This is a genomic window from Flavobacterium sp. ACN6, assembly GCF_002304005.1.
Taxonomy (GTDB): Bacteria; Bacteroidota; Bacteroidia; order Flavobacteriales; family Flavobacteriaceae; genus Flavobacterium.
Genome location: NZ_MRCQ01000007.1, coordinates 274,029 through 300,320, shown reverse-complemented (window position 1 = coordinate 300,320; position 26,292 = coordinate 274,029). Strand labels below are relative to the sequence as shown.

20 protein-coding genes and 2 tRNA genes are annotated in these 26,292 nt (G+C 33.0%); 15 read left to right on the top strand and 7 right to left on the bottom strand.

The annotated features are described in order from the left end of the window. Nucleotides 1–456: 456 nt before the first annotated feature. Nucleotides 457–2,202: an ABC transporter ATP-binding protein gene (locus tag BSF42_RS13345; protein WP_095953572.1), complete on the top strand. Its 1,746-nt coding sequence runs from the start codon at nucleotides 457–459 to the stop codon at nucleotides 2,200–2,202. Nucleotides 2,203–2,475: 273 nt separating this feature from the next. On the opposite strand, the gene alaS is transcribed toward BSF42_RS13345, so the two are convergent. Further along, nucleotides 2,476–5,115 (bottom strand): alanine--tRNA ligase, encoded by a 2,640-nt coding sequence (gene alaS / locus BSF42_RS13340; protein ID WP_095953571.1) that lies wholly within the window; start codon nucleotides 5,113–5,115, stop codon nucleotides 2,476–2,478. A gap of 288 nt (nucleotides 5,116–5,403) precedes the next feature. Here alaS and BSF42_RS13335 point away from each other — a divergent pair, with 288 nt between their 5' ends. The 7 genes from BSF42_RS13335 (at nucleotide 5,404) to BSF42_RS13305 (ending at nucleotide 12,010) form a co-directional block, all read left to right on the top strand. Further along, nucleotides 5,404–6,381, top strand: coding sequence for a M23 family metallopeptidase (locus tag BSF42_RS13335; protein ID WP_095953570.1), 978 nt, complete (start codon nucleotides 5,404–5,406; stop codon nucleotides 6,379–6,381). 48 nt (nucleotides 6,382–6,429) lie between these two features. Further along, complete coding sequence (locus BSF42_RS13330) at nucleotides 6,430–6,762, top strand: MerR family transcriptional regulator (protein ID WP_057117101.1); 333 nt, start codon at nucleotides 6,430–6,432, stop codon at nucleotides 6,760–6,762. 34 nt (nucleotides 6,763–6,796) lie between these two features. Next, the gene (locus BSF42_RS13325) at nucleotides 6,797–7,381 is read left to right on the top strand and encodes a LemA family protein (protein ID WP_095953569.1); all 585 of its coding nucleotides are present in this window, start codon (nucleotides 6,797–6,799) and stop codon (nucleotides 7,379–7,381) included. Between the two features lie 54 nt (nucleotides 7,382–7,435). Beyond that, nucleotides 7,436–7,873: a TPM domain-containing protein gene (locus BSF42_RS13320; protein ID WP_095953568.1), complete on the top strand. Its 438-nt coding sequence runs from the start codon at nucleotides 7,436–7,438 to the stop codon at nucleotides 7,871–7,873. A gap of 3 nt (nucleotides 7,874–7,876) precedes the next feature. Further along, complete coding sequence (locus tag BSF42_RS13315) at nucleotides 7,877–8,695, top strand: YgcG family protein (protein WP_095953567.1); 819 nt, start codon at nucleotides 7,877–7,879, stop codon at nucleotides 8,693–8,695. 104 nt (nucleotides 8,696–8,799) lie between these two features. Continuing rightward, entirely contained in the window at nucleotides 8,800–9,213 is a 414-nt protein-coding gene (locus tag BSF42_RS13310; RefSeq protein ID WP_053470541.1) for an Rrf2 family transcriptional regulator, read from the top strand. 250 nt (nucleotides 9,214–9,463) lie between these two features. Next, the gene (locus tag BSF42_RS13305) at nucleotides 9,464–12,010 is read left to right on the top strand and encodes a TonB-dependent receptor (RefSeq protein ID WP_095953566.1); all 2,547 of its coding nucleotides are present in this window, start codon (nucleotides 9,464–9,466) and stop codon (nucleotides 12,008–12,010) included. Nucleotides 12,011–12,659: 649 nt separating this feature from the next. Here BSF42_RS13305 and BSF42_RS13300 read toward each other — a convergent pair. The 3 genes from BSF42_RS13300 to era all read right to left on the bottom strand — a co-directional run bounded on the left by BSF42_RS13300 (nucleotide 12,660) and on the right by era (nucleotide 18,135). After that, nucleotides 12,660–15,413: an outer membrane beta-barrel protein gene (locus BSF42_RS13300; RefSeq protein WP_095953565.1), complete on the bottom strand. Its 2,754-nt coding sequence runs from the start codon at nucleotides 15,411–15,413 to the stop codon at nucleotides 12,660–12,662. 157 nt (nucleotides 15,414–15,570) lie between these two features. After that, entirely contained in the window at nucleotides 15,571–16,881 is a 1,311-nt protein-coding gene (gene der, locus BSF42_RS13295; RefSeq protein ID WP_095953564.1) for a ribosome biogenesis GTPase Der, read from the bottom strand. Nucleotides 16,882–17,253: 372 nt separating this feature from the next. Then, complete coding sequence (gene era / locus BSF42_RS13290) at nucleotides 17,254–18,135, bottom strand: GTPase Era (protein WP_095953592.1); 882 nt, start codon at nucleotides 18,133–18,135, stop codon at nucleotides 17,254–17,256. A gap of 116 nt (nucleotides 18,136–18,251) precedes the next feature. Between era and BSF42_RS13285 the strand changes: the two genes are divergently transcribed. Both BSF42_RS13285 and BSF42_RS13280 read left to right on the top strand, forming a co-directional pair. Then, nucleotides 18,252–18,324 (top strand) — tRNA-Met (locus BSF42_RS13285). A gap of 296 nt (nucleotides 18,325–18,620) precedes the next feature. Next, nucleotides 18,621–19,358, top strand: a complete 738-nt coding sequence (locus BSF42_RS13280) for a protein phosphatase 2C domain-containing protein (protein ID WP_095953563.1) — start codon at nucleotides 18,621–18,623, stop codon at nucleotides 19,356–19,358. 257 nt (nucleotides 19,359–19,615) lie between these two features. Here the strand turns inward: BSF42_RS13280 and BSF42_RS13275 are convergent, their stop codons facing one another. Continuing rightward, nucleotides 19,616–21,256, bottom strand: coding sequence for a serine hydrolase domain-containing protein (locus BSF42_RS13275; protein WP_172426686.1), 1,641 nt, complete (start codon nucleotides 21,254–21,256; stop codon nucleotides 19,616–19,618). Next, complete coding sequence (locus tag BSF42_RS13270; RefSeq protein ID WP_253251054.1) at nucleotides 21,253–22,377, bottom strand: acyltransferase; 1,125 nt, start codon at nucleotides 22,375–22,377, stop codon at nucleotides 21,253–21,255. Before BSF42_RS13270 ends, BSF42_RS13275 begins: the two co-directional genes overlap by 4 nt. A 348-nt stretch (nucleotides 22,378–22,725) precedes the next feature. On the opposite strand from BSF42_RS13270, the gene BSF42_RS13265 reads away from it, so the two are divergent. The 3 genes from BSF42_RS13265 (at nucleotide 22,726) to BSF42_RS13255 (ending at nucleotide 25,285) form a co-directional block, all read left to right on the top strand. Further along, the gene (locus BSF42_RS13265) at nucleotides 22,726–23,466 is read left to right on the top strand and encodes a DUF3667 domain-containing protein (protein ID WP_095953562.1); all 741 of its coding nucleotides are present in this window, start codon (nucleotides 22,726–22,728) and stop codon (nucleotides 23,464–23,466) included. 372 nt (nucleotides 23,467–23,838) lie between these two features. Beyond that, a tRNA-Glu gene (locus BSF42_RS13260) sits at nucleotides 23,839–23,910 on the top strand. Nucleotides 23,911–24,190: 280 nt separating this feature from the next. Beyond that, nucleotides 24,191–25,285 (top strand): exopolyphosphatase, encoded by a 1,095-nt coding sequence (locus BSF42_RS13255; protein WP_095953561.1) that lies wholly within the window; start codon nucleotides 24,191–24,193, stop codon nucleotides 25,283–25,285. 48 nt (nucleotides 25,286–25,333) lie between these two features. Here BSF42_RS13255 and BSF42_RS13250 read toward each other — a convergent pair whose 3' ends face one another. Continuing rightward, nucleotides 25,334–25,651 (bottom strand): hypothetical protein, encoded by a 318-nt coding sequence (locus BSF42_RS13250; protein ID WP_095953560.1) that lies wholly within the window; start codon nucleotides 25,649–25,651, stop codon nucleotides 25,334–25,336. Between the two features lie 127 nt (nucleotides 25,652–25,778). On the opposite strand from BSF42_RS13250, the gene BSF42_RS13245 reads away from it, so the two are divergent. Both BSF42_RS13245 and BSF42_RS13240 read left to right on the top strand, forming a co-directional pair. Next, entirely contained in the window at nucleotides 25,779–26,006 is a 228-nt protein-coding gene (locus BSF42_RS13245) for a helix-turn-helix domain-containing protein (protein ID WP_095953559.1), read from the top strand. Nucleotides 26,007–26,015: 9 nt separating this feature from the next. Beyond that, complete coding sequence (locus BSF42_RS13240) at nucleotides 26,016–26,222, top strand: helix-turn-helix domain-containing protein (protein ID WP_095953558.1); 207 nt, start codon at nucleotides 26,016–26,018, stop codon at nucleotides 26,220–26,222. Nucleotides 26,223–26,292 lie beyond the last annotated feature (70 nt).

The following is a 26,292-nucleotide window of genomic DNA, read 5'->3' as shown; positions in this document are numbered from 1 at the left end:
AAGTTTTTTAGCTGTGTGGTTTTTTAATATGCAAGTAAATTAAAATAGGCCCCTGTTTCAAATTTAAGTTTAACACAATACACAATACACTTTGCGACTCTGCGACTTTGCGTGAAATTGACTAAAGTTAAAAAAGCTTAAAAAAAAACTCTCAACATAAACATTTGAAATTTAGAAGAAATAAATCACGCGAAGTCGCAAAGTGCATTGTGTATTGTATGAAACTTAAATTTGAAACAAGGGCTTATTTTAATTTGCTTGTATATTAAAAAACCACACAGCTAAAAACTTTGCGACTCTGCGACTTTACGTGAAATTGACTAAAGCTAAAAAAGCTTAAAAAAAACTTTCATCATAAACAAACTATTTAAAAATTTACATTTTAAATAACAAAAATGAACTTTACAAACTAAAACAATTGCTTACTTTTGCATCTTCCATTTTTTTAAACTCTATATGAAATTATTATACTCTTATATAATCAAGCATAAAATGCTTTTGCTTTTTGCTTTGATTATGGCTTCCATAAACATTTGTTTCAGTTTATCAGACTCTATTATTACCGGTAAATTAATGCAGGACTGCGGTGTTGGACTGGCAAAATACAAAGGAAACGAAATCGGTTTTATCAAATCTTTATCTTTCTGGCTCGGTCTTTCGCTTGGTGCCGCAATGATTTCCAGAGTTACTAAAAACTTCCAAGATTATTTTACCAATGTTGTGATCCAGCGAACTGGTGCTCAAATGTATACCGACGGAATTAAAAAATCACTAGATCTGCCTTATGCCGAATTTGAAGATCAGCGAAGCGGTGAAACTTTAAGCAAATTGACGAAAGTTAGAATTGATTCTGAAAAATTAATTACACTTTCTATTTCTTTGATTTTTCAAACCATTATCGGATTCATTTTTGTAATTCTTTATGTTGCCCGAATCGATTTTCGTATTTCGATTATCTTTTTAATTACGGCACCAATTATTGCTTTGGTAAGTTCGTATCTGGGTAAAAAAATTAAAGTTGTTTCTAAGAAAATCGTAAATCAAACCAATGCTTTGGCGGGTTCAACAACCGAAAGTTTACGAAACATCGAACTAGTAAAAAGTCTTGGTTTAACGTATCAGGAAGAAAAACGTTTGAATTTAAATACATTTAAAATTCTTCAGTTAGAATTAGAAAAAGTTCGTTTTATAAGAAGTTTGAGTTTCATTCAAGGAACAACCGTTCACTTTTTAAGAACTTGTGTTGTTTTTACTTTGTACTATTTCTTGTTTGGAGGAAAAATTATTGTGGGTGATTTGCTTACAATGGTATTTTTTACTTTTTTCATTTTTGGTCCGCTTCAGGAACTTGGAAATTTTATTATTGCTTTGAATGAAACCAAAGTGTCAATGGAAAATTTTAAAACTTTATTGAGCGCTCCAAAAGAATTCCGTCCGAAAAACCCAAAACATGTAGGAGCAATTCAGTCTTTATTGTTTTCTAATGTAAGCTTTCAGCATAAAACGGCTAAATTTAAAGCTGTAGAGAATATCAATTTTGAAATTAAACAAGGTCAAACTGTCGCATTTGTCGGCCCGTCTGGTTCTGGAAAAACAACTTTGGTGAAATTATTGGTTGGATTATACACTCCAGCCGAAGGTCAGGTTTTGTATAATGAGATTGATTCAACAGATATTGATTTACTAGATTTAAGAAAACAATTAGGTTTTGTTACTCAAGACGCGCAGTTATTCTCTGGAACTATTCGCGAAAATCTTTTATTTGTAAAACCAAATGCAACCGATGAAGATTTGTATGATGCCCTAAAAAGAGCAAGTTGTGATAAACTTTTAAGACGTGCCGAAGATGGATTAAACACGACAATTGGTGAAGGCGGAATCAAAGTTTCTGGTGGAGAAAAACAACGTTTATCTATCGCAAGAGCTATTCTTAGAAATCCGAATTTATTAATTTTTGATGAAGCTACTTCTGCTTTGGATTCTATTACCGAAGAAGAAATTAATGCCACAATCAGAAATATTTCAGATAAAAACCGAATCACTGTTCTAATCGCGCACAGACTTTCAACAGTAATGCACGCGGACAGAATTTTTGTTTTAGAACAAGGAAAAATAATCGAGCAAGGAAAACACGAAGATTTAATTGTCGAGAAAGGTTTGTATTACGCTATGTGGCGTCAGCAGATTGGTGAAAGAAAGTGATTTTTTTGAGGTTCTAAGGATACTATTTCGAGGCTTCGGGACTAAGGGGCTAAGTTTTTTGAATAGCGTCCAGCTTTAGCTGGATGGATGATAATTAAGTTGAAGGGCTTTAGCCAAACGTAATAGTTTGGCTAAAGCCCTTTCTAATTCTTATTTCTTCATCCAGCTAAAGCTGGATGCTATTGAATCTACTATAAACACAAAACCCGACAGGTTTTAAAAACCTGTCGGGTTTGTTTTATATAAACTTAGCTTCTAAGAACCTTCGAATCTTTACTTCACGAAATCAATCGCTTTAATTAAAGCCTCTCCAATTCCATCAACATTTTTACCTCCTGCAGTTGCGAAGAAAGGCTGACCTCCTCCTCCACCTTGGATATATTTACCTAATTCGCGAACGACTTGTCCAGCGTTTAAGCTTTTAGAAGCAACTAATTCTTTAGAGATATAACACGTTAACATTGGTTTTCCTTCATGAGCTGTAGCGAAAACTACAAATAGATTATGATAAGCATTACCCAATTCGTAAGCTAAATCTTTTGCTCCTTCCGGATTTAAATCTACTTGTTTAGCTAAGAATTGAACTCCATTGATTTCTTGTAATTCTTTAGCTAAATCAGCTTTCATGTTTTTCGCTTTATCTTTCAATAAAACTTCCAATTGTTTTTTCAGCTGTGCATTTTCGTCTTGTAAAGCCAAGATTGATTTTACTGGATCCTGCGCGTTTTTAAGTGCTTCTTTAATTTCACTTAAAGAAACAGCCTGCGTCTCAAAATATTCTTTTGCAGCTTCACTTGTAATTGCTTCAATTCTTCTAATTCCAGATGCAACAGCGCCTTCTGAAACAATTTTAAAGTGCCAGATATCAGATGTATTTGCCACGTGTGTTCCTCCGCACAATTCAACAGAATCACCGAATTTAATCATACGTACCAAATCGCCATATTTCTCTCCAAACAAAGCAATTGCACCTTCTTCAATAGCCTGATCTTTTGGTATTGCTCTTTTTTCAATTAATGGTAAACTTTCACGAATTCTTGCATTTACAAAGTTTTCCACTTCTAACAATTCCTCATCCGTAACTTTAGAAAAATGAGAAAAGTCAAAACGCAATGAAGCATTACGAACCATAGAGCCTTTTTGCTCAATATGAGTTCCCAAAATCTTGCGTAAACCTTGGTGCAATAAATGCGTAGCCGAGTGGTTTGACGAAGTTTTAGCTCTTTGGTTTGCATCAACAACTGCATTAAAAGTTGCCGTAATGTTTTCTGGTAACGATTGTGTTAAATGTATAGTTTGGTTGTTTTCTTTTTTAGTGTCAATAATATAAGTGATATCTCCGTTTTGAGATTCTAGATATCCTTTATCACCCGTTTGTCCTCCGCTTTCTCCGTAAAATGGAGTTGCATTGAACACCAATTGATATATTTCACCGTCTTTTACACTGTCAACTCTACGGTATTTAGTGATTTTTACTTGGTGAGATAATCTGTCATAACCAATAAATTCCTGAATATCATCTTCAACAATGACATTCCAGTCTCCTGCCGTTACTTTTGATGCTGCACGAGATCTTTCTTTTTGCAATTGCAGTTGTTCTTGAAATCCTGCTTCGTCTAATTTCAACCCTTTTTCAGAAAGAATCAAAGCTGTTAAGTCGATTGGAAAACCGTAAGTATCATACAACTCAAATGCTTTTTTACCATCGATTGTATCGCCAGTATTGTTTAAAATTACAGCATCTAAAAGAATTAATCCTTGATCAAGCGTACGCAAGAAAGAGTTTTCTTCTTCACGAATAACATTCGAACAAAGTGCTTTCTGCGTTCTGATTTCTGGGAAAGAATCCCCCATCTGCTCGCTTAAAGTTTCAACCAGTTTGTATATAAATGGTTCTTTTGTACCTAAGAAAGTAAATCCGTAACGAATTGCACGACGCAAAATTCTACGAATTACATATCCAGCTCCAGTGTTAGATGGCAATTGACCGTCTGCAATAGCAAAAGCTACAGCACGAACGTGATCTGCAATAACACGAATAGCAATATTCATTTTATTTTGTTGATCACTAATGTTTGTTACTTCATTAGGTGTATATTTTGCTCCGGTAATAGTTTCAATTTCTCTAATTAAAGGCATGAAAACATCTGTATCATAGTTTGATGTTTTTCCTTGTAATGCCATACACAAACGCTCAAATCCCATTCCGGTATCAACGTGCTGTGCAGGAAGTTTTTCTAAAGAGCCATCCGCTTTACGGTTGAATTCCATGAATACGTTATTCCAGATTTCAACAACCTGAGCGTTATCACCATTAACTTCACCTTTCCCTGGTTTCAGCGCTTTTTCTTCTTCAGAACGTAAATCAACGTGAATTTCAGAACAAGGTCCGCATGGTCCTTGATCTCCCATTTCCCAGAAATTATCTTTCTTATTTCCTAGAACAATTCGGTCTTCATCAATTAAAGTCTTCCAAATATCCCAAGCTTCCTGGTCAAACGGAACATTATCTTCTTTGCTTCCTTCAAAAACAGAAACGTAAAGATTTTCTTTTGGAATTTTATATACTTCAGTCAATAATTCCCAAGCCCAGTTAATTGCTTCTTTTTTGAAGTAATCTCCAAAAGACCAGTTTCCTAACATCTCAAACATCGTATGGTGATACGTATCAATCCCTACTTCTTCAAGATCATTATGTTTTCCAGAAACACGAAGACATTTTTGCGTATCGGCTATTCTTGGACTTTTTGGAGTTCCGTTCCCTAAGAAAAATTCTTTAAACTGGGCCATTCCCGAGTTATTGAACATTAAGGTTGGGTCGTCTTTAAGGACAATAGGAGCCGAAGGGACAATAGTATGTCCTTTACTCTCAAAAAAATCTAAAAATTGTTTACGTACGTCTTGTGATTTCATATTTAAATTAGAAAATGTATCTGTTTACAAATGTGTCAATGTGATAATGTGATAATGTGATAATTAGAAAAAATCTCAAATTAATAATGCGTCAATTTAAAATCGAAAAATAAAAAACTAATGTTTTACAACAATAAATTCGCTATTTTGCGCATTATATAATTATGTAATTCCCCCCAAATTATAAATTATTTTGTTCTTGTAAAAAAGTCTTGAATAACTGAAACAATTGTTCGTTTTGTTCGTCTAACTCATTTTACAAGCTGCAAAAATAGCGTATTTTAAAATATGGCGAAAGTAAAATATTATTACGACTCAGAAAATCTGGCTTATACAAAAATAAAAACCAGAAAAAGAATAAAAATTGGTTACGCATTACTGTTTTTAGTAGCCTCAGCATTGTTTGGTTTTTTAGTTTTTGTCCTTTTAATTAACACGCCTTATTTTGAAACGCCAAAAGATCGTTTGCAGGCACGTGAAATTGAAAATTTAAAACTGCAGTATTCTATTTTGAATAAAAAACTGGATGAAATTGATGATGCTGCAGACGCCTTAGAAGAACGTGACAATAATATTTACAGAGTATATTTTAATAAAGCCGAAATTCCGGATTCGATTAGAAAAGCAGGTTTTAGAAATCCTGATAGATATAAAGCATTAGAAGGTTATAATAATTCGCAGCTGGTTTTAAATACCACAAAACGAGTTGATAAACTTTGGAAAGAATTGGCTATTCAGTCTCAATCGTTAGATGAAATACTAAAATTAGCCGGCGCAAAAGAAAATTTATTATTGGCGATTCCCGCAATTCAGCCTGTTCAAAATGAAAATTTAAAACGTGTGGCTTCTGGTTTTGGATACAGAATCGATCCTTTCACGAAAGTGAGAAAAATGCACAACGGAATGGATTTTACTGCCAACACAGGAGCCCCAATTTTTGCCACTGGTGACGGCGTTGTGGCGAGGGCTGACAACACAGCTTCGGGGTTTGGAAACCATGTAGTGATCAGGCACGGTTTTGGATATGAGAGTTTATATGCCCATTTGAGCAAATACAACTGCAGACCCGGACAACATGTCAAGCGCGGCGATGTAATTGGATATGTAGGAAGTACTGGAAGATCTGAAGGACCGCACTGCCATTACGAAGTTCATAAAGATGGTAACGTGGTAAATCCGCTGAACTTTTATTACGGAAATATTTCGGCGGCAGAATATGTAGCGATTTCACATATGGCGAACCAAGAAAATCAATCGTTAGATTAATATCACGAAAAAATAGTATTTTTGAAATAAAATAGAAAAAAACAAATCATGCATATTGAACTTTCTAAAGACAAAAGATATTACAGTATTGGCGAAGTTGCCAAAGCTTTTAATGTCAATGCTTCTTTGATACGATTTTGGGACAGTGAATTTGATATTCTGAAACCTAAAAAAAACGCAAAGGGAAACAGAATGTTCACGCCGGATGATGTTACAAATCTTCAATTAATTTATCACTTGGTCAAAGAAAGAGGTTTTACTCTTGAAGGTGCCAAAATACACTTAAAAGAGGGCCAGAAGAAAACATTAGATAAATTCGAAATAATACGTAAATTAGAGTCCATAAAAACACAGTTAAACGACATCAAAAACGAATTGTAATTAAAAATAGAAATAAACCTAAATTAAAACAAATATGAAAAAGTGGTTAATCCCTGTAGGAATTATTATAGCACTTATTGCTATTATCGCATTTTGGTCGATTGGTATTAAAAATACTGCTTTACAACACAGTCAAGCCGTAAATAAAGAATGGGGAAATGTTCAAACGGCTTACCAAAGACGTAATGATCTTATCGGGAATTTAGTAAACACTGTAAAAGGTGCCGCTGATTTTGAAAAAGGAACTTTAACAGCAGTAATCGAAGCTCGTGCAAAAGCTACTTCTGTAACTATTGATCCAAGTAATGTAACTCCTGAACAATTAAAAGAATTTAACCAAGCACAAAGCGGTGTTAGTTCATCATTATCAAGATTATTGGTATCTGTTGAGCAATATCCAACTTTGAAAGCAAACGAGAATTTCTTGAAACTGCAAGACGAATTGGCAAGTACTGAAAACCAGATTTTAACTGCTAGAACTCGTTTTAACGAAGCTGTACAAGTGTACAACGGATATGTTTTAAAAATTCCAAACAACTGGTTCTTGAGCGAGTACAAAGAAAAACCATACTTTGAAGCTTCTACTGGAGCAGACAAACCGGTTGAAGTAAAATTCTAAAAATCTTTTAGAGAACAATCTAAAATCTATAATCTAAACTCTAAAATTACTCAAATGTCAAAAGTAGAAGATTTTTTAACCAAAGAAGAAGAACAAGAAATTGTTGAAGCTATTCGTGTGGCTGAAAAAAATACTTCTGGCGAAATTAGGGTACATATAGAAAAAACATCTTCTAAAGCTCATTTTGATAGAGCTTTAGAAGTTTTTCATGATTTACGAATGGATGAAACCAAATTACAGAATGGAGTACTGCTCTATTTTGCAGTTGAAGATAAAAATTTCGTGATTTGTGGAGACAAAGGTATTAATGATCTCGTGTCTGTCGATTTTTGGGATTGTACCAAAGATATTATGACGAATCATTTTAAATCTGGAAATTTTAAACAGGGAATTGTTGATGGTATTTTGAATGCCGGTGAACAACTCAAAAAATATTTCCCTTCATTAGCAGATGATACAAACGAACTATCTAACGAAATCTCAAAAGGATAAATAATGAAATATTCCCAAAATAAAATCCCAAATTCCAAAGGAATTTTTCAGTTTACTCTTTTGCTTATTGCGTTTTTTAGCTTCAATACTATTTTTGCTCAATTCGATATTCCCAAAAAACCAAGTTTTCAAACTTCTGTTTACGATTATGCTAATGTTTTAAGTGCTGCTGAGAAAACACAATTAGAAGATAAATTAGTTCGCTATTCAGATTCTACTTCAACTCAGATTGTAGTTATTACCATTGAAAGCCTAAAAGGCGAAGACATTGGTATCCTAACTCCAAAATGGGCTCAAGAATGGGGAATCGGGCAGGCAAAAGAAGATAATGGTGTTTTAATTTTATTAGCTAAAGCAGAAAGAAGAATCTGGATTTCTCCTGGCTATGGTCTTGAAGACCGACTTACAGCTGGTATTGGTGGAGAAATTACAAGAAATATCATTATTCCAGAATTCAAAAAAGGAAGTTATTATAATGGACTTGATAAAGGTGCTGATGCCCTTTTTGATGTTTTTAAAGGAAAATACAAAGGAGAACGTAAAACCAGTAAAGGACAAGATTTTCCAATTTTCCCCTTTATTGTTATTGTAGTAATTGTACTTATTTTACTGGCTCGAAATAAAAGAGGCGGTGGAGGCAATTCTGGTAACAGTGGCGGCGGCCCTAGCCTGCTTGACGTTATTATTCTAAGTAATCTTGGAAGAAGCGGCGGAGGCGGATTTGGAGGTTTCGGCGGTGGATCATCTGGCGGAGGCGGAGGCTTCGGCGGTGGATTTGGTGGCGGCGGTTTCTCTGGAGGAGGTTCTGGCGGAAGCTGGTAAACTTACTTTGTTTCAAGTTTTCTTTGTTTCTCCCGAAGTCTCGGGATCAAGTTTAGGTTTCAATCTTAAAAAATCATACTTTTACACTTTACAATATATTATAGATGTTATCACATAAAGCAAAATACGCCCTTAAGGCCTTACTTTATTTAGCAGAACAAGACGAAAATCACATTTCTAGAACAATAGAAATCGCTGATGGCGCCAATATTCCTAAAAAGTTTTTAGAACAAATTTTATTAGATCTAAAACGAGGACGTTTTGTGAGCAGTAAGCAGGGAAAATTTGGCGGATACTATCTGATTAAATCAAAAAACGACATCACTTTAGCAGAAATTCACCGCTTATTTGACGGTGCAATTGCTCTTTTGCCATGTGCTTCCTTAAATTTTTACGAGCCTTGCTCTGATTGCAAAACCGAGTCTGAGTGCAGTCTGCGCCACGGTTTAATGCTAATTAGAGATAAAACTTTGAAAGCAATGGAAGGCATCACAATAGCTTCATTAGTAAATAAATAAAAAAATATTTTCTAATTCCTAGTAAATCGATAGAATTAATATTTATATTTGCTGAAAATAATTAACTAATCATTTACTAAATTTTAACTCATGAAAGTACATTCTAGTCAATCAGGTGTAACAAAACTTTTGCAAAACAAACCAAAAAGACTTTCAACAGCTTCTGAAAGCATTTCATTTATAATGTGTATGTGTTGATTTAAAAAAATTTTATTTTAAATTCTACTAATCATATATACTTAATATAAAAATGAAAACATCTATAAAAAATATCTTTACAATTTTATTCTTTTTAACCTTCTCTATCTCATTCGCACAAAATGTTGAAGGTATAGTTACAACAAGTGAAAATACACCTTTAGAAGCCGTAAACGTGGTTATTAAAGGAACTACTAATAGTGCTATTACAGATAACAGCGGTAAATTCGTAATCGATTCAAAAGGAAGATTACCATTGACGCTATTGATTCAATATGTTGGATATAAAACAACTGAACTTGAATTGACAGCAATACCTTCAAATCCAATTTTAGTTACGCTTAAAGAAGAAAATGAACTTGTTGAAGTTGTGGTTTCTTCTAGACGTCGTATCGAAAAAGTTCAGGATGTTCCAATTGCAATTTCTGTAATTACAGGAAAACAAGCAGAACAAACGGGAGCTTTTAATGTTAACCGTATTAAAGAATTGGTTCCTTCGGTTCAGCTTTATTCTTCTAACCCAAGAAACACTGGTATTAACATTAGAAGTTTAGGTTCTCCATTCGGATTAACCAATGATGGTATCGATCCAGGTGTTGGCTTCTATGTTGATGGTGTTTATTATGCTCGTCCAGCTGCTACAACTCTTGACTTTATTGATGTTGAGCAAATTGAAGTTTTACGTGGCCCGCAAGGTTCTTTATTCGGAAAAAACACTACTTCTGGAGCATTCAACATTACAACTCGCAAACCAAGTTTTACTTCTGGTGCTGATTTTGAAGTTAGTTACGGAAATTACTCTTTCTTGCAGGCTAAAGCTTCTGTTACAGGTGCTTTAGGTAAAAAAGTTGCTGGTAGAATCTCTTTTTCTGGTACACAACGTGACGGCTTAGTAGATAATGTTGCAACAGGAAGAGCTACGAATACATTAAATAATCAAGGAATTAGAGGGCAATTACTTTGGACTCCAACTGTAAATACTAATGTTATATTTGCTGCCGATATTACAACGCAGCGCCCTGACGGATATGCGCAGGTAATTGCTGGTGTAGCTCCAACTCAAAGAGCGGCTTACCGCCAGTTTGATGCAATTATAGCCGATTTAAATTATCAGCTTCCAAGCCAGAATGCATTTGATCGTAAAATCGACCAAGATACACCATGGCGTTCTAATCAAGATATGGGAGGTTTTTCATTAAATATTGATACAAAAATTGGAGGCGGAACTCTTACTTCAACAACTGCATGGCGTTTTTGGAACTGGGATCCATCAAATGATAGAGATTTTACGGGATTACAAGTATTGGCTAAATCTCAAAACCCAACAAGACAAACTCAAATTACACAGGAAGTTCGTTACGCAGGACAGTTAACCTCTAAAATCAGCGGTGTTGCTGGAGTATTCTTTATCGATCAAACTTCGCAGACTGATGGTACTGAAGAATCTGGAAATGCACAATGGAGATTCGCACAAAGTTCAACAAGTGCTTTATGGAGAACCCCAGGTCTTTTTGAAGGATACGGAATTAAAACGGATGCCAACATTAGAGCTTCGAGCGCGGCAGTATTTGGTCAGATTGACTGGGCAATTACAGATCGTCTGCATGTTCTACCAGGTTTGCGTTATAACTTTGATAAAAAAGATGCTCATTATGCCCGTACAACTTATGGAGGTTTACAAACTACAGATCCAGCGTTATTGGCTTTGAAAAGACAAGTTTATTCGGATCAGGCATTTGATTCAGCTATTGACAATACAGACTTTTCTGGGAACATTACAGTTACTTTTAAAGCTTCGGATAGAATTAATGCTTACGGAACTTTTGCAAAAAGCTACAAACCAGTTGGTGTAAACGTAGCAGGTCTTCCAACAAATTCTGCTGGACAGCCTTTACTTGAACTTGCTGTTATCAAACCTGAAAAAGTGTATCATTATGAAGTTGGAGTGAAAACTTCTCCATTCAAAAATTCAATTTTCAACTTAGCTTTCTTTAAAACAGATATTAAAGATTTCCAAACAAACGTTCAGGCTGCTGAATTGGGTGTAAACCGTGGTTATCTTGCAAATGCAGATAAAGTACAGGTTCAAGGTGTAGAATTAGACGCTAGTATTGTTGTAAATCAACATTTAACTATTAATGGTGCTGCAACTTATACAGATGGAAAATATGTAAAATTTACAAATGCACCGCTTCCTTTAGAAGAAACTGGCGCTCCAGTATCATTTAAAGATGTTTCTGGATCTGCTTTGCCAGGCGCTTCAAGATGGGCAGGATCTTTAGGTGGTGAACTTTCAGACAATGCAAGATTCTTTGGAAATGCAGGGAAAATTTTCTTAGCCCTAGATTCTTATGCTCGTTCTGAATTTTCTTCAAGCCCTTCGGCTTCAAAATATTTAGTGGTTCAAGGTTACGCGATTTTTAATGCTCGTTTAGGTTTCCGTGCATCACAAGGTTTATCTGTTTACTTTTGGGGACGTAACCTTTTAAATAAAGATTACTACGAACAATTATTGCCTGCAGGTGGAAATTCAGGTCAATATGCAGGAGTATTAGGTGATCAAAGAACTTACGGAGTTACATTAAAGTACTCATTGTAAGGTTAGAGTTAATTAGTTTAGTATTAAAACCGAGATATATTTAAAATGTATCTCGGTTTTTTGTTTTTATTCAAATCACAAAAAAGATAAAGTATCAATTTTGCCTGAATGTTCGCAAGGAATATTTCATCGGTAAAAAATGGTTTTGTTTTACGTCCCATAGGGACACCTCTGCTAATGAAAATTAAAATCGACCTCATTTATCAGACGTTCCTACGGAACGTAATAACCTGAACCAAAATGAAGTTCTACCAATGAGACATTCCTACGGAATGAATTTGCATAACCAAAAAAGACATTTATAAAAAAACACCTGATCAAATTTTAATGACTAGGCATTTTTAATCTTTGTACCTTTGCAACTTGCCCCTTTGCAACTCTAAACCTTAGAACCTAAGCCTCTCAGCACCTTAGCGCCTTAAAATTATCAAACGTTCCTACGGAACGTAATAATCGCAACCCAAATTAAGTTCTACCAACGAAACATTCCTACGGAATGAATTGGATTACGAAAAAAGACAACATTTATAAAAAAAACGCCTGATCAAATTAAAATTTGATCAGGCGTTTTAACCTTTGCACCTCTGAACCTTTGCAACTCTAAACCTAAGAACCTAAACCACTAAGCACCTTATAACCTTAAAAAAAATCATGACCCTCTCTGTCTCTTTCCTCCTTTTTTGCTTTCAGCGAAGTTTCCGATTTTATAAGCTAGAGAAAACATGACATAACGCTTTAAAACTGTATTTTCCTCATCGCGAATCGACGTTGCCGAGATTGTTCTTGTGGCGCTTTGGTTTTGATTTAAAACATCATAAACCTTTACTTTAGCATACAATTTTTTATCTAAGAAACCATACGACAAACTCGTATTCCAAAGAAAGAAATCCTTTTTGAAATCGTCTGAGATGTTTGAATTATAAGTATACCCAAAATCATTTCCGAAAATTAAATTTGCCGGCCAGTACGAGGTTGTCTGCATATTAATTCTGTGAATTACATTTGAAGTAGCATCTCTTGAATAATTCTCGTATCTAGTTTCGTTATACGACAAACTATAAGATGGCGCAATCGAAAGTACCTCACCATAATCGTAAGACGCATAAACACTTGGCGTTAAAACAATAGATTTTGCATTATACAAAACATCATTTGTAAATCCTTTATCAAAATTATAATTACCGCTTAAGCGCAATCCGTACCTTACTGTATGTGCATCTTTTTTAATCTGCTGATTCCAGTTTCCTCCAACCGAAGCCGAATACGTTCCCGAAATATTCACATAAGTAGTGTTTCTTTTTCCACTTTCATCATAAATTGAAGTCGAAACAATATCATTATTGTAATAATCTCCTTTTATAAAAACACTATAACCAGAACGTGTTCTAAAATCAAAATTCTTAAAATCAATACCAGCGCTGTTTTTTTCAATAGGATTTAAATCTGGATTTCCGATTACACTGTTTAATGGATTATTTAAATTCGCTACCGGCATTAACTGCGTTGCAGACGGAAGCGCATTCGAATAATCATATTTGAAAGTCAAGTTCTTTGAACGATTGAATTTGTATCGAAATTGAGCATTTGCATAAGGAAGTGCGTATCTCTTATTTAAATCGGTTGCCTGATTAAGATAAAAAGAATGATTATCAAATTCAACTATTGAAGTTCTCGAGTTTATATTTAATGAATATTTACTTTTCTGCCAGCTGATTCCGACTTTTGGCGTAATTGAGTTTTGCTTTGATGATGTAAAATTTGTAAGAGATAAATTTAAATCTGAATATTGCTGTGAAGCGTCATCAAAATCAAATGTTTTTTGATCATTTGTTGAATTCTGCCAGTTAAAATCAGATCCAAAACGTACTCTAAGAGAATCTGTAATTGGCTCCGTATATTCTACATCTAAAACATATGAATCGCTTTTTGAAGTGTTTTTTGCATTCTGATTTCTTTCATCATTTGGCTTTGCATCCTGATAAAAAATAGTTTCAGAAATATTGATTCCGTTAGAATCATTTTTACTGTTATTGTTATTAAAAACCACACTAAGATTTCGTGATTTCTTTTCAAAAACTTTATTAAAATTAATACTGTTTGCAAAGTTAGTATTCGATCCTTCCGTATGCGATGATGCAGTACTTTCGTTAAGCGGATCACCAATTTCATTTTCAGAAAAAGTTGATGAAAAAGAATTGCTGTTAGATTGCGACTGATTTAATTTTGGAGCAACAACAAGACGCATTGTTGGGTCAATTTTATATTCTAATTCAAAATTGACATTATTTCCTGTATTTTCATTTCTAGTTTTAGAATCTGATTCGGTCACAATATTTCCAGTTGGAAGAAAACTTACCTGATTGGATTTACTATCATTTTTAGTAACCGCGTTTGTAAAGTTATAACTGCTCATAAACTCCAAATCCTTTGTCCAATCATCAGAATAATTTATTCCCGCCAAAGTTGACTGCGTAATTCCCTTTCCGCCTCCGCCGGCACCCTGATTTCCTCCTCTTGCATTACGTCCGCCTCCCATATTATCAAAAACCTCATCCATAGAAAATCCTGTTGAGTTGATATTGTTCGAAGACGCAAGTACACTAATTTTTTGTTTATTCTTAAAAAAGTTCATCATCAAACTGCTTTCATAGCGTTCGTCAGAACCGTATCCGCCAAGAACTTTACCAAAATATCCTTTGTTTTTCTTTTCGTCAATTGTAATATTAACGGTCGAATAATCCGAAGTCGATTCTTGTTTCGCCAGTTCTTCCTTCTTGGTTTTAAAGTCAGAAACCTGAATTTTTTTAATAATATCTGCCGGAAGATTTTTAATCGCAATAGCACCATCTTTATCAAAAAACGTTTTTCCGTTAACTAAAAACTGATTCACTTCCCGCCCATTCACCGTAATTTTTCCAGTGTTATCAACGTCAAATCCGGGTAACTGCTTCAGTAGAGTCTCAACATTTGCATCGGGACGAACTTTATACGAAGGAGCATTAAATTCTAAAGTGTCTTTTTTGATGGTAATTGGCGGTGCTTCAGATTTTACGATCACCTCATTTAGAACATTTGCATTTTCAATCATATACAATTTGCCAAAGTCTTTACTTTCCGTAAGTCCTTTTTGCTCTTCAAAGTAAGCCTGATATCCTGTATAATTTACTTTTAAAAATACAGGTCTTTCATACTTTTTTGTATTGATAATAAAATTTCCGTTTTTATCAGTCGTAGCATATTCTATAATAGTAGAATCTTTTACGGTAGTAAAATAAACGGTAGCAAGCTCAAGTGGAAGCTGCGTGTTGATATCAACTACAGTTCCTTTAACAACGATATTATTTTGGGCATTTGCCGAGTAAACAAAAGCTAAAAACAATAGAAACGAATAAATTTTGGTCATAAAATTAGGTTAGTTAGATCAGTAAGACTTCAAAAAACGCAAAAGGTTTAATTGTGTTTTTTACATTTATTCAAATATAATGCCAATAAAAAAATGGATCTCATAATTCTATAGACACAAAACATAAAAAAGTCCCCTATTACGGGGACTCATTTTTTTATTTTTCTCTGATGTAAATATCGATTGGAACTCCAGCAAAATCCCATTTCTCTCTAATTTTATTCTCCAGATAACGTTTATAAGGTTCTTTAACATATTGCGGCATATTGGCAAAAAATACAAACTGAGGTGTTTGTGTTGGTAACTGCATACAATATTTAATCTTTACATATTTTCCTTTTGTCGCTGGCGGCGGATATGCTTCGATAACTTTCAACATAAATTCGTTGAATTTTGAAGTAGGAATTCTTTGTTTTCTGTTTTCAAAAACCTGAACTGTAGCTTCCAATGCTTTCAATAAACGTTGTTTCGTTAAAGCCGAAACGAACAAAATTGGCACATCTGTAAAAGGCATTAATTCTTTTTTAATTTTCTCTTCGTAATCGCGTGTAGACATAGTATCTTTTTCAACCAAATCCCATTTGTTTACTAATATTACAACACCTTTACGGTTTTTCTCTGCCAGCCAGAAAATACTCTGATCCTGACCTTCAAATCCGCGGGTTGCATCGATAACCAATATACAAATATCTGCATGCTCAATCGCACGAACCGAACGCATTACAGAATAAAACTCTAAATCTTCTTTAACCTTTGCTTTACGACGAATACCCGCAGTATCTACCAAGTTAAATTCGAAACCAAAACGGTCAAATTTAGTATCAATTGCATCACGCGTAGTTCCAGCAATATCCGTTACCATGAAACGATCTTTACCAATTAAGGCATTGATAAAACTAGATTTTCCAGCGTTTGGACGTCCTACAACAGCAAAACGAGGCAGTACCACTTCTTCCTGAACTGGTTCTGGTTTCTCTGGGAAAGAGTCAATCAAAGCATCTAATAAATCTCCTGTTCCACTTCCTGAGATACTTGCAAATGTGAAATATTCACCTAATCCAAGGTTATAAAACTCAACAGCATCTTTCTCACGCATGGCGTTATCAACCTTATTTACAGCCAATAAAACTGGTTTTGTTACTTTACGAAGTAACTTAGCAACCGTTTCGTCCATTGGTGTAATACCTTCCTCAACATCAACCACAAAAATAATAACATCGGCTTCATCGATAGCAAGTTCGACTTGTTTACGGATTTCACCTTCAAATACGTCATCAGATCCGCGAACGTACCCACCCGTATCAATAACAGAAAACTCTTTTCCGTTCCACTCGCTTTTACCATAGTTTCTATCACGGGTAACCCCAGATACTGAATCTACAATAGCTTCTCTTCTTTGTATCAGCCTATTAAAAAGGGTCGATTTCCCTACGTTAGGTCTTCCTACTATCGCAACAATGTTATTCATTTTTTTTTTGAATTTTAGTCCCGAAGTCTCGGGATTAGATTTAAATTTTAGCCTTCTAGTTTCCTAAAAACCTAACATCTTGGAATCCAAAATGCTTTATTTTAATTTTTTGCAAAGGTAGTCTTTTTTAGTTTGCAGTTATCAGTTTTAAGTATTCAGTAAAAAAACTTATAAAACTGTGACTATAAACTGAAAACTGACCACTTTTTTCAGGAGCTAATCCAGCTGTCCACTCTATCTTTTGTGGTCTCGTTAGAAAAAAACGAGACCACAAAAGGATGCCGTTTCCATCTGGGCTAGGGCTTCAAGGTATCAAGACATTTTTCGTTTTTTCCGATTAAACAAATCAACGATTAACCGATTCAACAAAAATTACTGATTATACCCAAATCGTTTCAACATATTAGCATTGCTTCTCCAGTTTTTATTCACTTTTACATATAGTTCGATGTGAATTTGTTTTCCGAAGAATTTCTCTAAATCGGCACGCGCATCGGTTCCTACTTTTTTAAGAGCGGCACCTTTATGTCCTATGATAATTCCTTTTTGTGTTTCGCGTTCGACCATAATTACAGAACGGATTCTAATAATTTTTTCATCTTCAAAAAATTCTTCTGTAACGATTTCAACCGCATACGGAATTTCTTTGCTGTAATTCAACAAGATTTTTTCACGAATGGTTTCGTTTACAAAGAAACGTTCTGGTTTATCTGTTAATTGGTCTTTTGGATAATAAGCCGGAGATTCTGGCAGTAATTCGATTATTCTTCCAAAAACTTCTGGAACATTAAAATTCTGCAAAGCTGAGATTGGAAAAATTTCTGCATTTGGCACTTTTTCTTTCCAAAAAGAAACCTGCTCTTCCAATTGTTCCTGATTCGAATTATCGATTTTATTTAAAAGAAGTAAAACTGGAATTTTAGCATGAATGATTTTATTAAAGAAAGCTTCGTCTTTTAAGTCCTGCTCTCCTATTTCGACCATGTAAATTAGAATATCAGCATCTTCAAAAGCCGATTTTACGAAGTTCATCATCGACTCCTGCATTTCGTAAGCCGGTTTTATAATTCCGGGAGTATCAGAAAGTACCAATTGAAAATCTTCACCATTTACGATTCCAAGAATACGGTGGCGTGTTGTTTGTGCTTTTGATGTAATGATGGATAATCTTTCTCCAACAAAGGCGTTCATCAATGTTGATTTTCCAACATTTGGATTTCCGATAATGTTTACGAAACCTGCTTTATGTGACATTTGCATATTATTTATTTTGCAAAGGTAGTCATATCAACTCAATACAGAAAATAAAACATTTTTTAAAGTTTTCGTTGGATTTCTCAAAAATCGACGTATCTTTGCACCCGAAACATCGCGGGATAGAGCAGTAGGCAGCTCGTCGGGCTCATAACCCGAAGGTCACAGGTTCGAGTCCTGTTCCCGCTACAAGGTAAAAGACCTATCTTCTAAAAAGATAGGTCTTTTTTTATGCCTTTTCTCAATAGTAACCAAGTTTTACCTTACAAAAAATACATGATTCATAGATCCCGTAAAGTTGACCTAATGGGATTCGAACCATTTTACTCAAGTATTACGTATAAAAATTAGATAAATCAATTTCTTATTCCTTATACCTCTCTTTGGAGAAATGAATTATATTCGCACTAAAAATTCGTCTTGATATAAAACATATATTTCAATCAAAGTAGATTAATAATTTCCGCACAAAAAGCCAGAAAGAAATGAATATTTATTCCACAATAAGAATCGGAGATTACCACCAAAATAATTGTGAAGATCATTTATACATAAATGAATATGGAAAAAATATGATTTTATGTGCTGTTATGGATGGCTGTACAACAGCATTGGAAAGTCATTTTGCATCTACCCTAGTTGGGAAGATATTGAAAAAAATATGCATAGAAAAAGGCTATAAAGACTTTATTGATCCTGATAATTTAGAAGATATTGACGAAAGTTTAAAGTCTATTTTAAAAAATTTATTAATCGAACTAAAAAGTATAAAAAATGCATTAATGTTGGATACTAAAGAATTATTAACAACAATGCTAATAATGCTGATTAATAAAAAAAGTGAGGAAGGACTTATTCTTGCTATCGGGGATGGATTTGCAATTGTTAATGGGAATAAACATGAGTTTGACCAAGACAATAAACCAGACTATTTGGGCTTTCATCTATCAGAAGATTTTGAAAAATTATATGACTCTCTTGAACAAAAAATAAAATTTAATAAAATAATCGACATATCAATTGCAACAGACGGCATATTTACCTTTGAGAAAGTAAAACCTGCCAAATCAAATGAAGATATTGATACTATAGATTTTTTAACAATTGAAAATACCAATCAAGATCAAGATGAAATGCTTACTTTAAAACTAAAAAAATTAGAACATAAATATGGCTTAGTTCCTACTGATGATTTCTCTATTATTCGTATAATAAAAAAGTAATTGACATCTTATCCTAGCATCTGGATCGCCGAGGAAATTTAAAAAAAGTATAAATCAAATTGGACTTAAATTTTTCAAATCATCTTGAAAATGGTTCGAGAATTGTCCCGTTAGGGCTACTAAGACAAAAGCTTCAGAGAAATCTGGAGCTTTTTATTTTATTTATTGTCGGGCTCATATCCGCTGCGTTGGACACAGGTTAGAGTCCTGCTAACCTTATAACTAAAAAAGTTTCAGATTTCTCTAAAGCTTTTTTTCTATGACTTAGCTTTTATATTTTCCACATTAAGCAATTCCTTTAATACTTTTTTACCATTTTCATTATTTGGATTTAATTCAATGGATTTTTGATACATTTTAATCGCATCATCTTTTTTGCCGCTTTGAAGCAATGCCTCACCATAGCTATCGTATATATTGGCGCTATTTGGAAAAATTAATGCTGCAGAAGCGAATGTTTGCAAAGAATTTTCTGTTTGTTGAAGTCTGAGAAATTGATAGCCCAATCTATTAAAATCTCTTTCTGCCGCTTCATAAGTGCTTGGATTTTTTAAATATTCTTCAATTAACTGATTCGCTTTTTCCTTCCTCCCACTTTCAAGCAGACTGCCATATACTCTCGAAAGATTTTGTAATGGCATTTTATAAGGTTTGTTATCTATTAATTTCAAAACTTCATTGGCTGTCCCAAAAACTGGACTTGCTGTATTAGACAGCAAAATGACAGTGTTGTCTTTAGTAATATTATGGATCAAAATTGAGGCCAGCCCAGTAATAAATCCATCGTGGAAAACTATTTTCTCATTATTTTCATTCGTGTATGTTTGCCAGCCCAAACCATAGGCAATCTCTATTTCGTCCGAGCGATAAGAAGCAATTTTTCCATTATTAAGCTTTGCCGGTGTCAGCACTTCCTCTAGTTCTTTTTTGCCTAAAAGCTGATAACTAAATAATGCTTTTTGGTAATTCTGTAAATCTAGAGCCGTACTTACAATACCTCCGTTTCCATAAAAATTGCTTTTCTCCACTATTAAAAAAGTTTCTTTTAAGGTTTGAACATTCACTACGTTTAACGAATAAAAGTTTGGATAAGTGTATAGTTCTACTTGCCTCGATACTTTAAGTTTTCTATTCTTAGGCAGAAATGAATCTTTCATTTTAGCAGGACTGAAAATGTTTTTTTCTAAATAATCTCCAAAACTAATTCCAGCCAATTTTTCTACTACCAATGCCGCAAGACAGAAATTAACATTATTATATTCCCATCTGTCTCCTGGAGCAAACGAAAGCGGCACTTTATTATCAATTAATGCTGGTATAATATCTTCATTAGATATAATTTTTTCTGGCTTTTCTTTTATTACATTATCAAATAGATGATATTCTTGCGCCAATCCAGAAGTATTGCTTAGCAAATGTCTAATGCTGATATTTGGATAAGGAAAATCCAAAAGATATTTTTTGACTGGATCATCAATGTTCAATTTTCCTTTTTGTTTAAGCTGCATTATTGCTACCGCAGTAAACGTTTTTGATACCGATGCAATTGGAAATTGAGATTTTTCATTGATTTTTTCTTTCTTATCTACATTAGAATATCCATAATAATTTGAAAAAATATTTTCTCCTGATTTGGAAACTATAACACTGCCGTAAAAAAGTTCATTTTTATCAAGCGTTGAAAAGAAATTTTTTATCTCTTGTCCTGAGATAATACTTGTAAAAAGTAAAGCCGTTAAATAAAGAAATAACTGTTTGTTCATTTTGATTGATTGATTGATTGATTGATTGATTGATTGATTCTTACACGAAAATAATGAAATATTATTACTACAAATGATTTTAATATTTTTATTTGGACTGCAGAACGCTAACGCAAGCATGAAATTAACTCTCATATTTCTTTTACAGTTTTATTCCTTATTTTCATAAATGGTTTTTCTACTGTCAAGTGAAGAATGTATGCTCCTAAAACACAAGTTATCACACAAATTAAAAGCATTACATTATTCTCTATTTCAAAATCTTCTAATAATTTATGGGTTGTTGTAATGATTCCTTTATGTGTCAAATAAATTGAAAAAGAAAGATTCGCAATAAAGGTTGTAATTTTTGAATTCACTTTATATAAAAAACTTGTAGGACTAATGGAGCCAATAACCATAAAACCAAAACCAAGCGCAATTAATGGAAATCCAAAAACAGATACGTTAAAAGTTAGTAAGTCTTCACATAAAAAATAAGCACCAGCCAAAACACATAAACTTAACAAAAGAAATTGATTACCATATTTTGAAAGCGTGGTCCATAAATTTGGTAAAAATTGATAAATTCCTGCAATTGAAACACCAACTAAAAGTCCGTCTAATCGATTGTAAGTTGGATAGTAAATAAATTTATACCAGTACATCCAGCTATTTTCTTCGCCAATTTTCGGCATGTACAAGTAATTAAAACTATAAAATCTAATTGCAAAACCGAATAAAAACAAGCCTATTAACAGCCAATATGATTTAGAAAATAGTTTTGAAGCCTGCAGCACTATTAAAATAATTGGTAAAAAAAGATAAAAATGTTCTTCTACACACAGCGACCAGCAATGCGAAAATGTTCCGTAGTCTTTTAAATTAAGATTGAAATTTTGGGTAAAAGTTAGAAATCTCCAAATTGAAGGTAACGATTCTTTTTCCCTGAAATACGGGATGCAAAAATAAATCGCAACTGTCGCTAAATATGCAGGAACAATTCTAAAAAATCGTTTAATAAAAAAAACTTTAAACGAAATTAACTGCCCGTTTTTAATTTGCACAAAGAGCTGCGAGGAAATTAAAAATCCACTTAACACAAAAAACAAATCAACGCCGGTCCAGCCAAATGATGCTGCATCAGGAAGCCATTCGGGTTCTCCGCCACTCACAATAAAATAATGAAAAAAGAAAACTAAAACAATAGCAAAAGCTCGTAAATGATCAAGCCCGTATAGTTTTTCATGAGCTTTAATCTCCAATTTATCTATCACTTTATATTGCTAATTTTAAGTTTGTTTTTCTCTGTAAACTGTAAACAAACATAACACTTAACTTTTCAATTTTGACGAAAAAGGAAAGTAAATTCAAAGTATTTTTTCACATTTAGCATCTTATAAATAAATCGATTTTTTTTCAATTATTTAAAGATGTGCGATATCTTGAACCGCTTTTGTTGAAAGCTTTTTTATTTTGGTTTCTCACAGCTTTCGGTAAGTCTCTTCCCGAGCGGTGAGAATTTGCTTTTTTTATGTAAATTAGCCACGTCTCACGGCTAACAGTACTCCCAAAAAACCGAAGACAATACAAAAGAATAAATTGATCCTATATTTAACTGACCAATGACAAATAACTGTTTAAACTGTAACAACGTAATAGTAGACAAATTTTGCAGCAATTGCAGCCAATCAACATCTACACATAGATTTTCATTACCTCACGTTTTACAACACGATTTTATTCACGGAATATTTCATTTTGATACAGGATTTTTCTACACAATAAAAGAATTATTTACCAGACCTGGACATAGCATTAGAGAATATGTACAAGGAAAAAGAGTAAAGCACTTTAATTATTTTTCAACCATAATTCTTTTACTAGCAATTGGTTACTTTCTAAAAAAATGGACAAATTTAGATGCGTCCGTTTTATATGAAGATAAAAAACAAGTAGAAGGCGTTTTAAAAGTACTAAAGGAGTATTCAAAAATTGCAATTTTCCTTCATATACCAATTATTTCTTTTCTGAGCTATTTGTTCTTTAAAAAAAGCAACCAAAATTACACTGAAAATCTCGTTCTCAATTTGTATTTGTTATGCGGAACATTAGTAATTAGTTTTATACTAATAATCTGTATGATCTTTAGTGACAACAAAGACTTTCTTCTTTTTGTAAACTATTTGCTGACTGCATTAACCTTTTTGTATGTCATAATTTTCTATTATCAATTCTTTTCTGCTTTCGATTATAAAAAAAATGAATTAATTATTCGAGTTATTTGTCTTGCAATTTTGTACTTATTGACCAAACAAATAATGAACAATATGTTGAACATAATTGGACTTAAGTATTTTCATTAATTCAAATCAAAGAGATTATCCCAAACAAAAGTTATAAAAACAAAGCTTCAGAGAAATCTGGGGCTTTTTTTGTATTGAACTGAGTATATATTTTTCAAAATAAAACAAAAATCAAAAGAATATTCTTTCAAAAATGAATAATTCTAGTTTTTTTTTGATTTTTTTTATACCGAAAAAAATCTTCTTTTTTCCTTTTTACTAAACAAAACAACCAATTATTAATCAAATAAATACAGCTGAATTTAACCCCATTTATTTAAGACTGAATTCTTTTAAATAAGGCAAATTCAGAATAATTTAAATAATTTTTTTTCAAAAAAATTTTGAGTATTTTAAAAATAGTTGCACTTTTGCACCCGCAATAAAGAAGCAGGCCCGTTCGTCTATCGGTTAGGACGCATGGTTTTCATCCATGTAAGAGCGGTTCGATTCCGCTACGGGCTACTAAGAAAAAGCTCCAGAGAAATCTGGAGCTTTTTTGTTATATTAGTTTTTCCTCACTGTCTGATTGGTAGCAGGTTCTCCTATTTTGCAAACCGTCCAATGTTAAGTTATTATTTAAATTCCACATTTTCCAATAACTGCGTTTATCTTAATAAATGTTTTTATAAATTTGCGATCCTATATTGAAATCGATCATTTTTAATTCAGAATTATGACTTTCACATAATTACCTTAAATTCTTTTTCAGAAACAAATCATATTATAATTATAAATAACTACAATGCTTAAAAAAAACAAACCCCAAGTTCTATTTTTTATTCTTTTAAATTTATTTTTTACCCTTAACTCATTTTCTCAAAAAAGTATTTATGCTGGGATTGAAATTGGCCGTAGAGCAATAAAAGTTTCTGTTCTTGATGTAAATAATATCAAGAAAGCCGATTATAAAATCCTTTCTTTCTGGACAGAAAGAATTCCTTTTGCAGATCATATCGCTGCTTCTGGCGAGCTTACTACAGAAGATATCACGAAAACAAGTAATACCGTTTTTGATCAATTGAAAAAAATCAGAGCTGAGCACAAAATTCTAGAAGAAAATATCTTTATTGTTGCTGCTCCCGTTTTCGAATCTGCGCGTAATATTGACGTTTTAAAAAATAAAATTTCTTCTCTTACCAGTAAAGAATTGGAAATACTGGATGTTAACGAAGAAGCAAAAACATTAGTTAAAGGCGCTATTCCTCCAGTTGATTTTGCTAACGCTTTCCTTTTGGATATTGGTGCTCAAACCACTAAGGGCGGTTATATTGATGAATTAAAAGACAACAAATTAGAGTTTATTCCTTTAGCATTAGATTTTGGAACAATGACATTAACGGATGCTGTAGAAAAAACAGTTGTTAATAAGAGCCAGATTAATGACATGTCTACTTATCAGGAAAAATCTTTTGACTTTAACCCTGTTTTACGCAAGAAAACAAAAGAAATGTTTGACGCAAATCCGCCTTTGGAAAAAAAGGATAAATTATACTTATCTGGCGGGGCTGTTTGGGCATTTTCAACGTTATATTATAATGAAAACGTGAAAGAGCATTATATTGCTTTAACTCTGCAAGATGTTATTGATTACGATGCTGTTTTGAAAAACAATTTTACCAAATTTACTACTCTTGCTAAAACCAATAAAGAAGCAGCTAGAGTTTTAAGCACGTATGACCAAAAATACCTGATTTCAGCAAATAATATTTTAGTGACTTGTCTGGAAAGTATTCCAAATTTAGCAGCAAAGAAAATATACTTTGTAAAAGAGGGACAAGTAACCTGGCTTATCTCTTATATCGCAGATCGATCTAAAAAAATAAATACTAATTTCTAAAAAAGTATTTTCTATAATTACAAAGCTTCAGAGAAATCTGGAGCTTTTTTAATTAGATCCAATATTAGTTTTTTTAACTAACAAATCATTAATTCTATCCAACAGCTCCATTTCATCCGAAGGAAATAAATGAAGCGCCTGTTCTAAAACCAATCCTACATCTATAGCCGATTTTTTGCCATTATCCTGCTCCAGCGCCAGAATGCATAATTTCAGCATATTTGTAATAATACAACCGAGCTCTGAATAATTTAAAACTCTAATTTCTGCATTACAAAATTGACCATCAGCTGGCTTTAAAATATTTAAATATTTCGTTGATAGTCTTTTAATGTATTCTAATTTTTTTAATTGTTCCAATTCCATTTTACAATCTATTTTTTATTCTTTTAATTCAACAAATATAATAAAAAAACAGACGTATTTGACTGGATATATAAATTCCTGTTTTTTCGGCTACTTACTTATAATTTTCAACTTATAATAAAAGGAAATGAGAAAAACTGAAGTGCCTGAATCTGTAAAGATTGTGGGAAAAAACATAAAAGATATTATTAAAGAAAAAGGTCTTAAAGTAAGACATGTTGCTCATGACTCTGATTTAGATATCGAAGCATTAAGAAGATATATGCTTGGCAAACAAATTATGGGTATTGACAAGCTTATTCGTATTGGTAAAGCTTTGAATATTGAAATGTCTGAGCTCTTTCGAGAAATATAATAATTTAATTTGAAAGAAACGATACAACAAAAAGTCGGAAAACGAATTCAGGAAATTAGAATTCAGAAAAACATTTCGCAGCAGGATTTAGCTTCAAAATGTAATTTCGAAAAAAGCAATATGTCCCGTTTGGAAAAAGGAAATGCCAACGCAACACTTTCAACTTTAGAGAAAGTATGTGATGCATTACAAATAGATTTTACTGAATTATTTTAATTTTAAAATAAATAATTCAATAAAATGATATGAAAAAGTAATTCAAAAACGAAACAGCATTGTAATAATC

Excerpts from the sequence above, each read along its gene's own strand:
- BSF42_RS13345 (WP_095953572.1), top strand. The coding sequence starts at position 457 with ATGAAATTATTATACTCTTATATAATCAAGCATAAAATGCTTTTGCTT.
- alaS (WP_095953571.1), bottom strand. The coding sequence starts at position 5,115 with ATGAAATCACAAGACGTACGTAAACAATTTTTAGATTTTTTTGAGAGT.
- BSF42_RS13335 (WP_095953570.1), top strand. The coding sequence starts at position 5,404 with ATGGCGAAAGTAAAATATTATTACGACTCAGAAAATCTGGCTTATACA.
- BSF42_RS13330 (WP_057117101.1), top strand. The coding sequence starts at position 6,430 with ATGCATATTGAACTTTCTAAAGACAAAAGATATTACAGTATTGGCGAA.
- BSF42_RS13325 (WP_095953569.1), top strand. The coding sequence starts at position 6,797 with ATGAAAAAGTGGTTAATCCCTGTAGGAATTATTATAGCACTTATTGCT.
- BSF42_RS13320 (WP_095953568.1), top strand. The coding sequence starts at position 7,436 with ATGTCAAAAGTAGAAGATTTTTTAACCAAAGAAGAAGAACAAGAAATT.
- BSF42_RS13315 (WP_095953567.1), top strand. The coding sequence starts at position 7,877 with ATGAAATATTCCCAAAATAAAATCCCAAATTCCAAAGGAATTTTTCAG.
- BSF42_RS13310 (WP_053470541.1), top strand. The coding sequence starts at position 8,800 with ATGTTATCACATAAAGCAAAATACGCCCTTAAGGCCTTACTTTATTTA.
- BSF42_RS13305 (WP_095953566.1), top strand. The coding sequence starts at position 9,464 with ATGAAAACATCTATAAAAAATATCTTTACAATTTTATTCTTTTTAACC.
- BSF42_RS13300 (WP_095953565.1), bottom strand. The coding sequence starts at position 15,413 with ATGACCAAAATTTATTCGTTTCTATTGTTTTTAGCTTTTGTTTACTCG.
- der (WP_095953564.1), bottom strand. The coding sequence starts at position 16,881 with ATGAATAACATTGTTGCGATAGTAGGAAGACCTAACGTAGGGAAATCG.
- era (WP_095953592.1), bottom strand. The coding sequence starts at position 18,135 with ATGTCACATAAAGCAGGTTTCGTAAACATTATCGGAAATCCAAATGTT.
- BSF42_RS13280 (WP_095953563.1), top strand. The coding sequence starts at position 18,621 with ATGAATATTTATTCCACAATAAGAATCGGAGATTACCACCAAAATAAT.
- BSF42_RS13275 (WP_172426686.1), bottom strand. The coding sequence starts at position 21,256 with ATGAGAGTTAATTTCATGCTTGCGTTAGCGTTCTGCAGTCCAAATAAA.
- BSF42_RS13265 (WP_095953562.1), top strand. The coding sequence starts at position 22,726 with ATGACAAATAACTGTTTAAACTGTAACAACGTAATAGTAGACAAATTT.
- BSF42_RS13255 (WP_095953561.1), top strand. The coding sequence starts at position 24,191 with ATGCTTAAAAAAAACAAACCCCAAGTTCTATTTTTTATTCTTTTAAAT.
- BSF42_RS13250 (WP_095953560.1), bottom strand. The coding sequence starts at position 25,651 with ATGGAATTGGAACAATTAAAAAAATTAGAATACATTAAAAGACTATCA.
- BSF42_RS13245 (WP_095953559.1), top strand. The coding sequence starts at position 25,779 with ATGAGAAAAACTGAAGTGCCTGAATCTGTAAAGATTGTGGGAAAAAAC.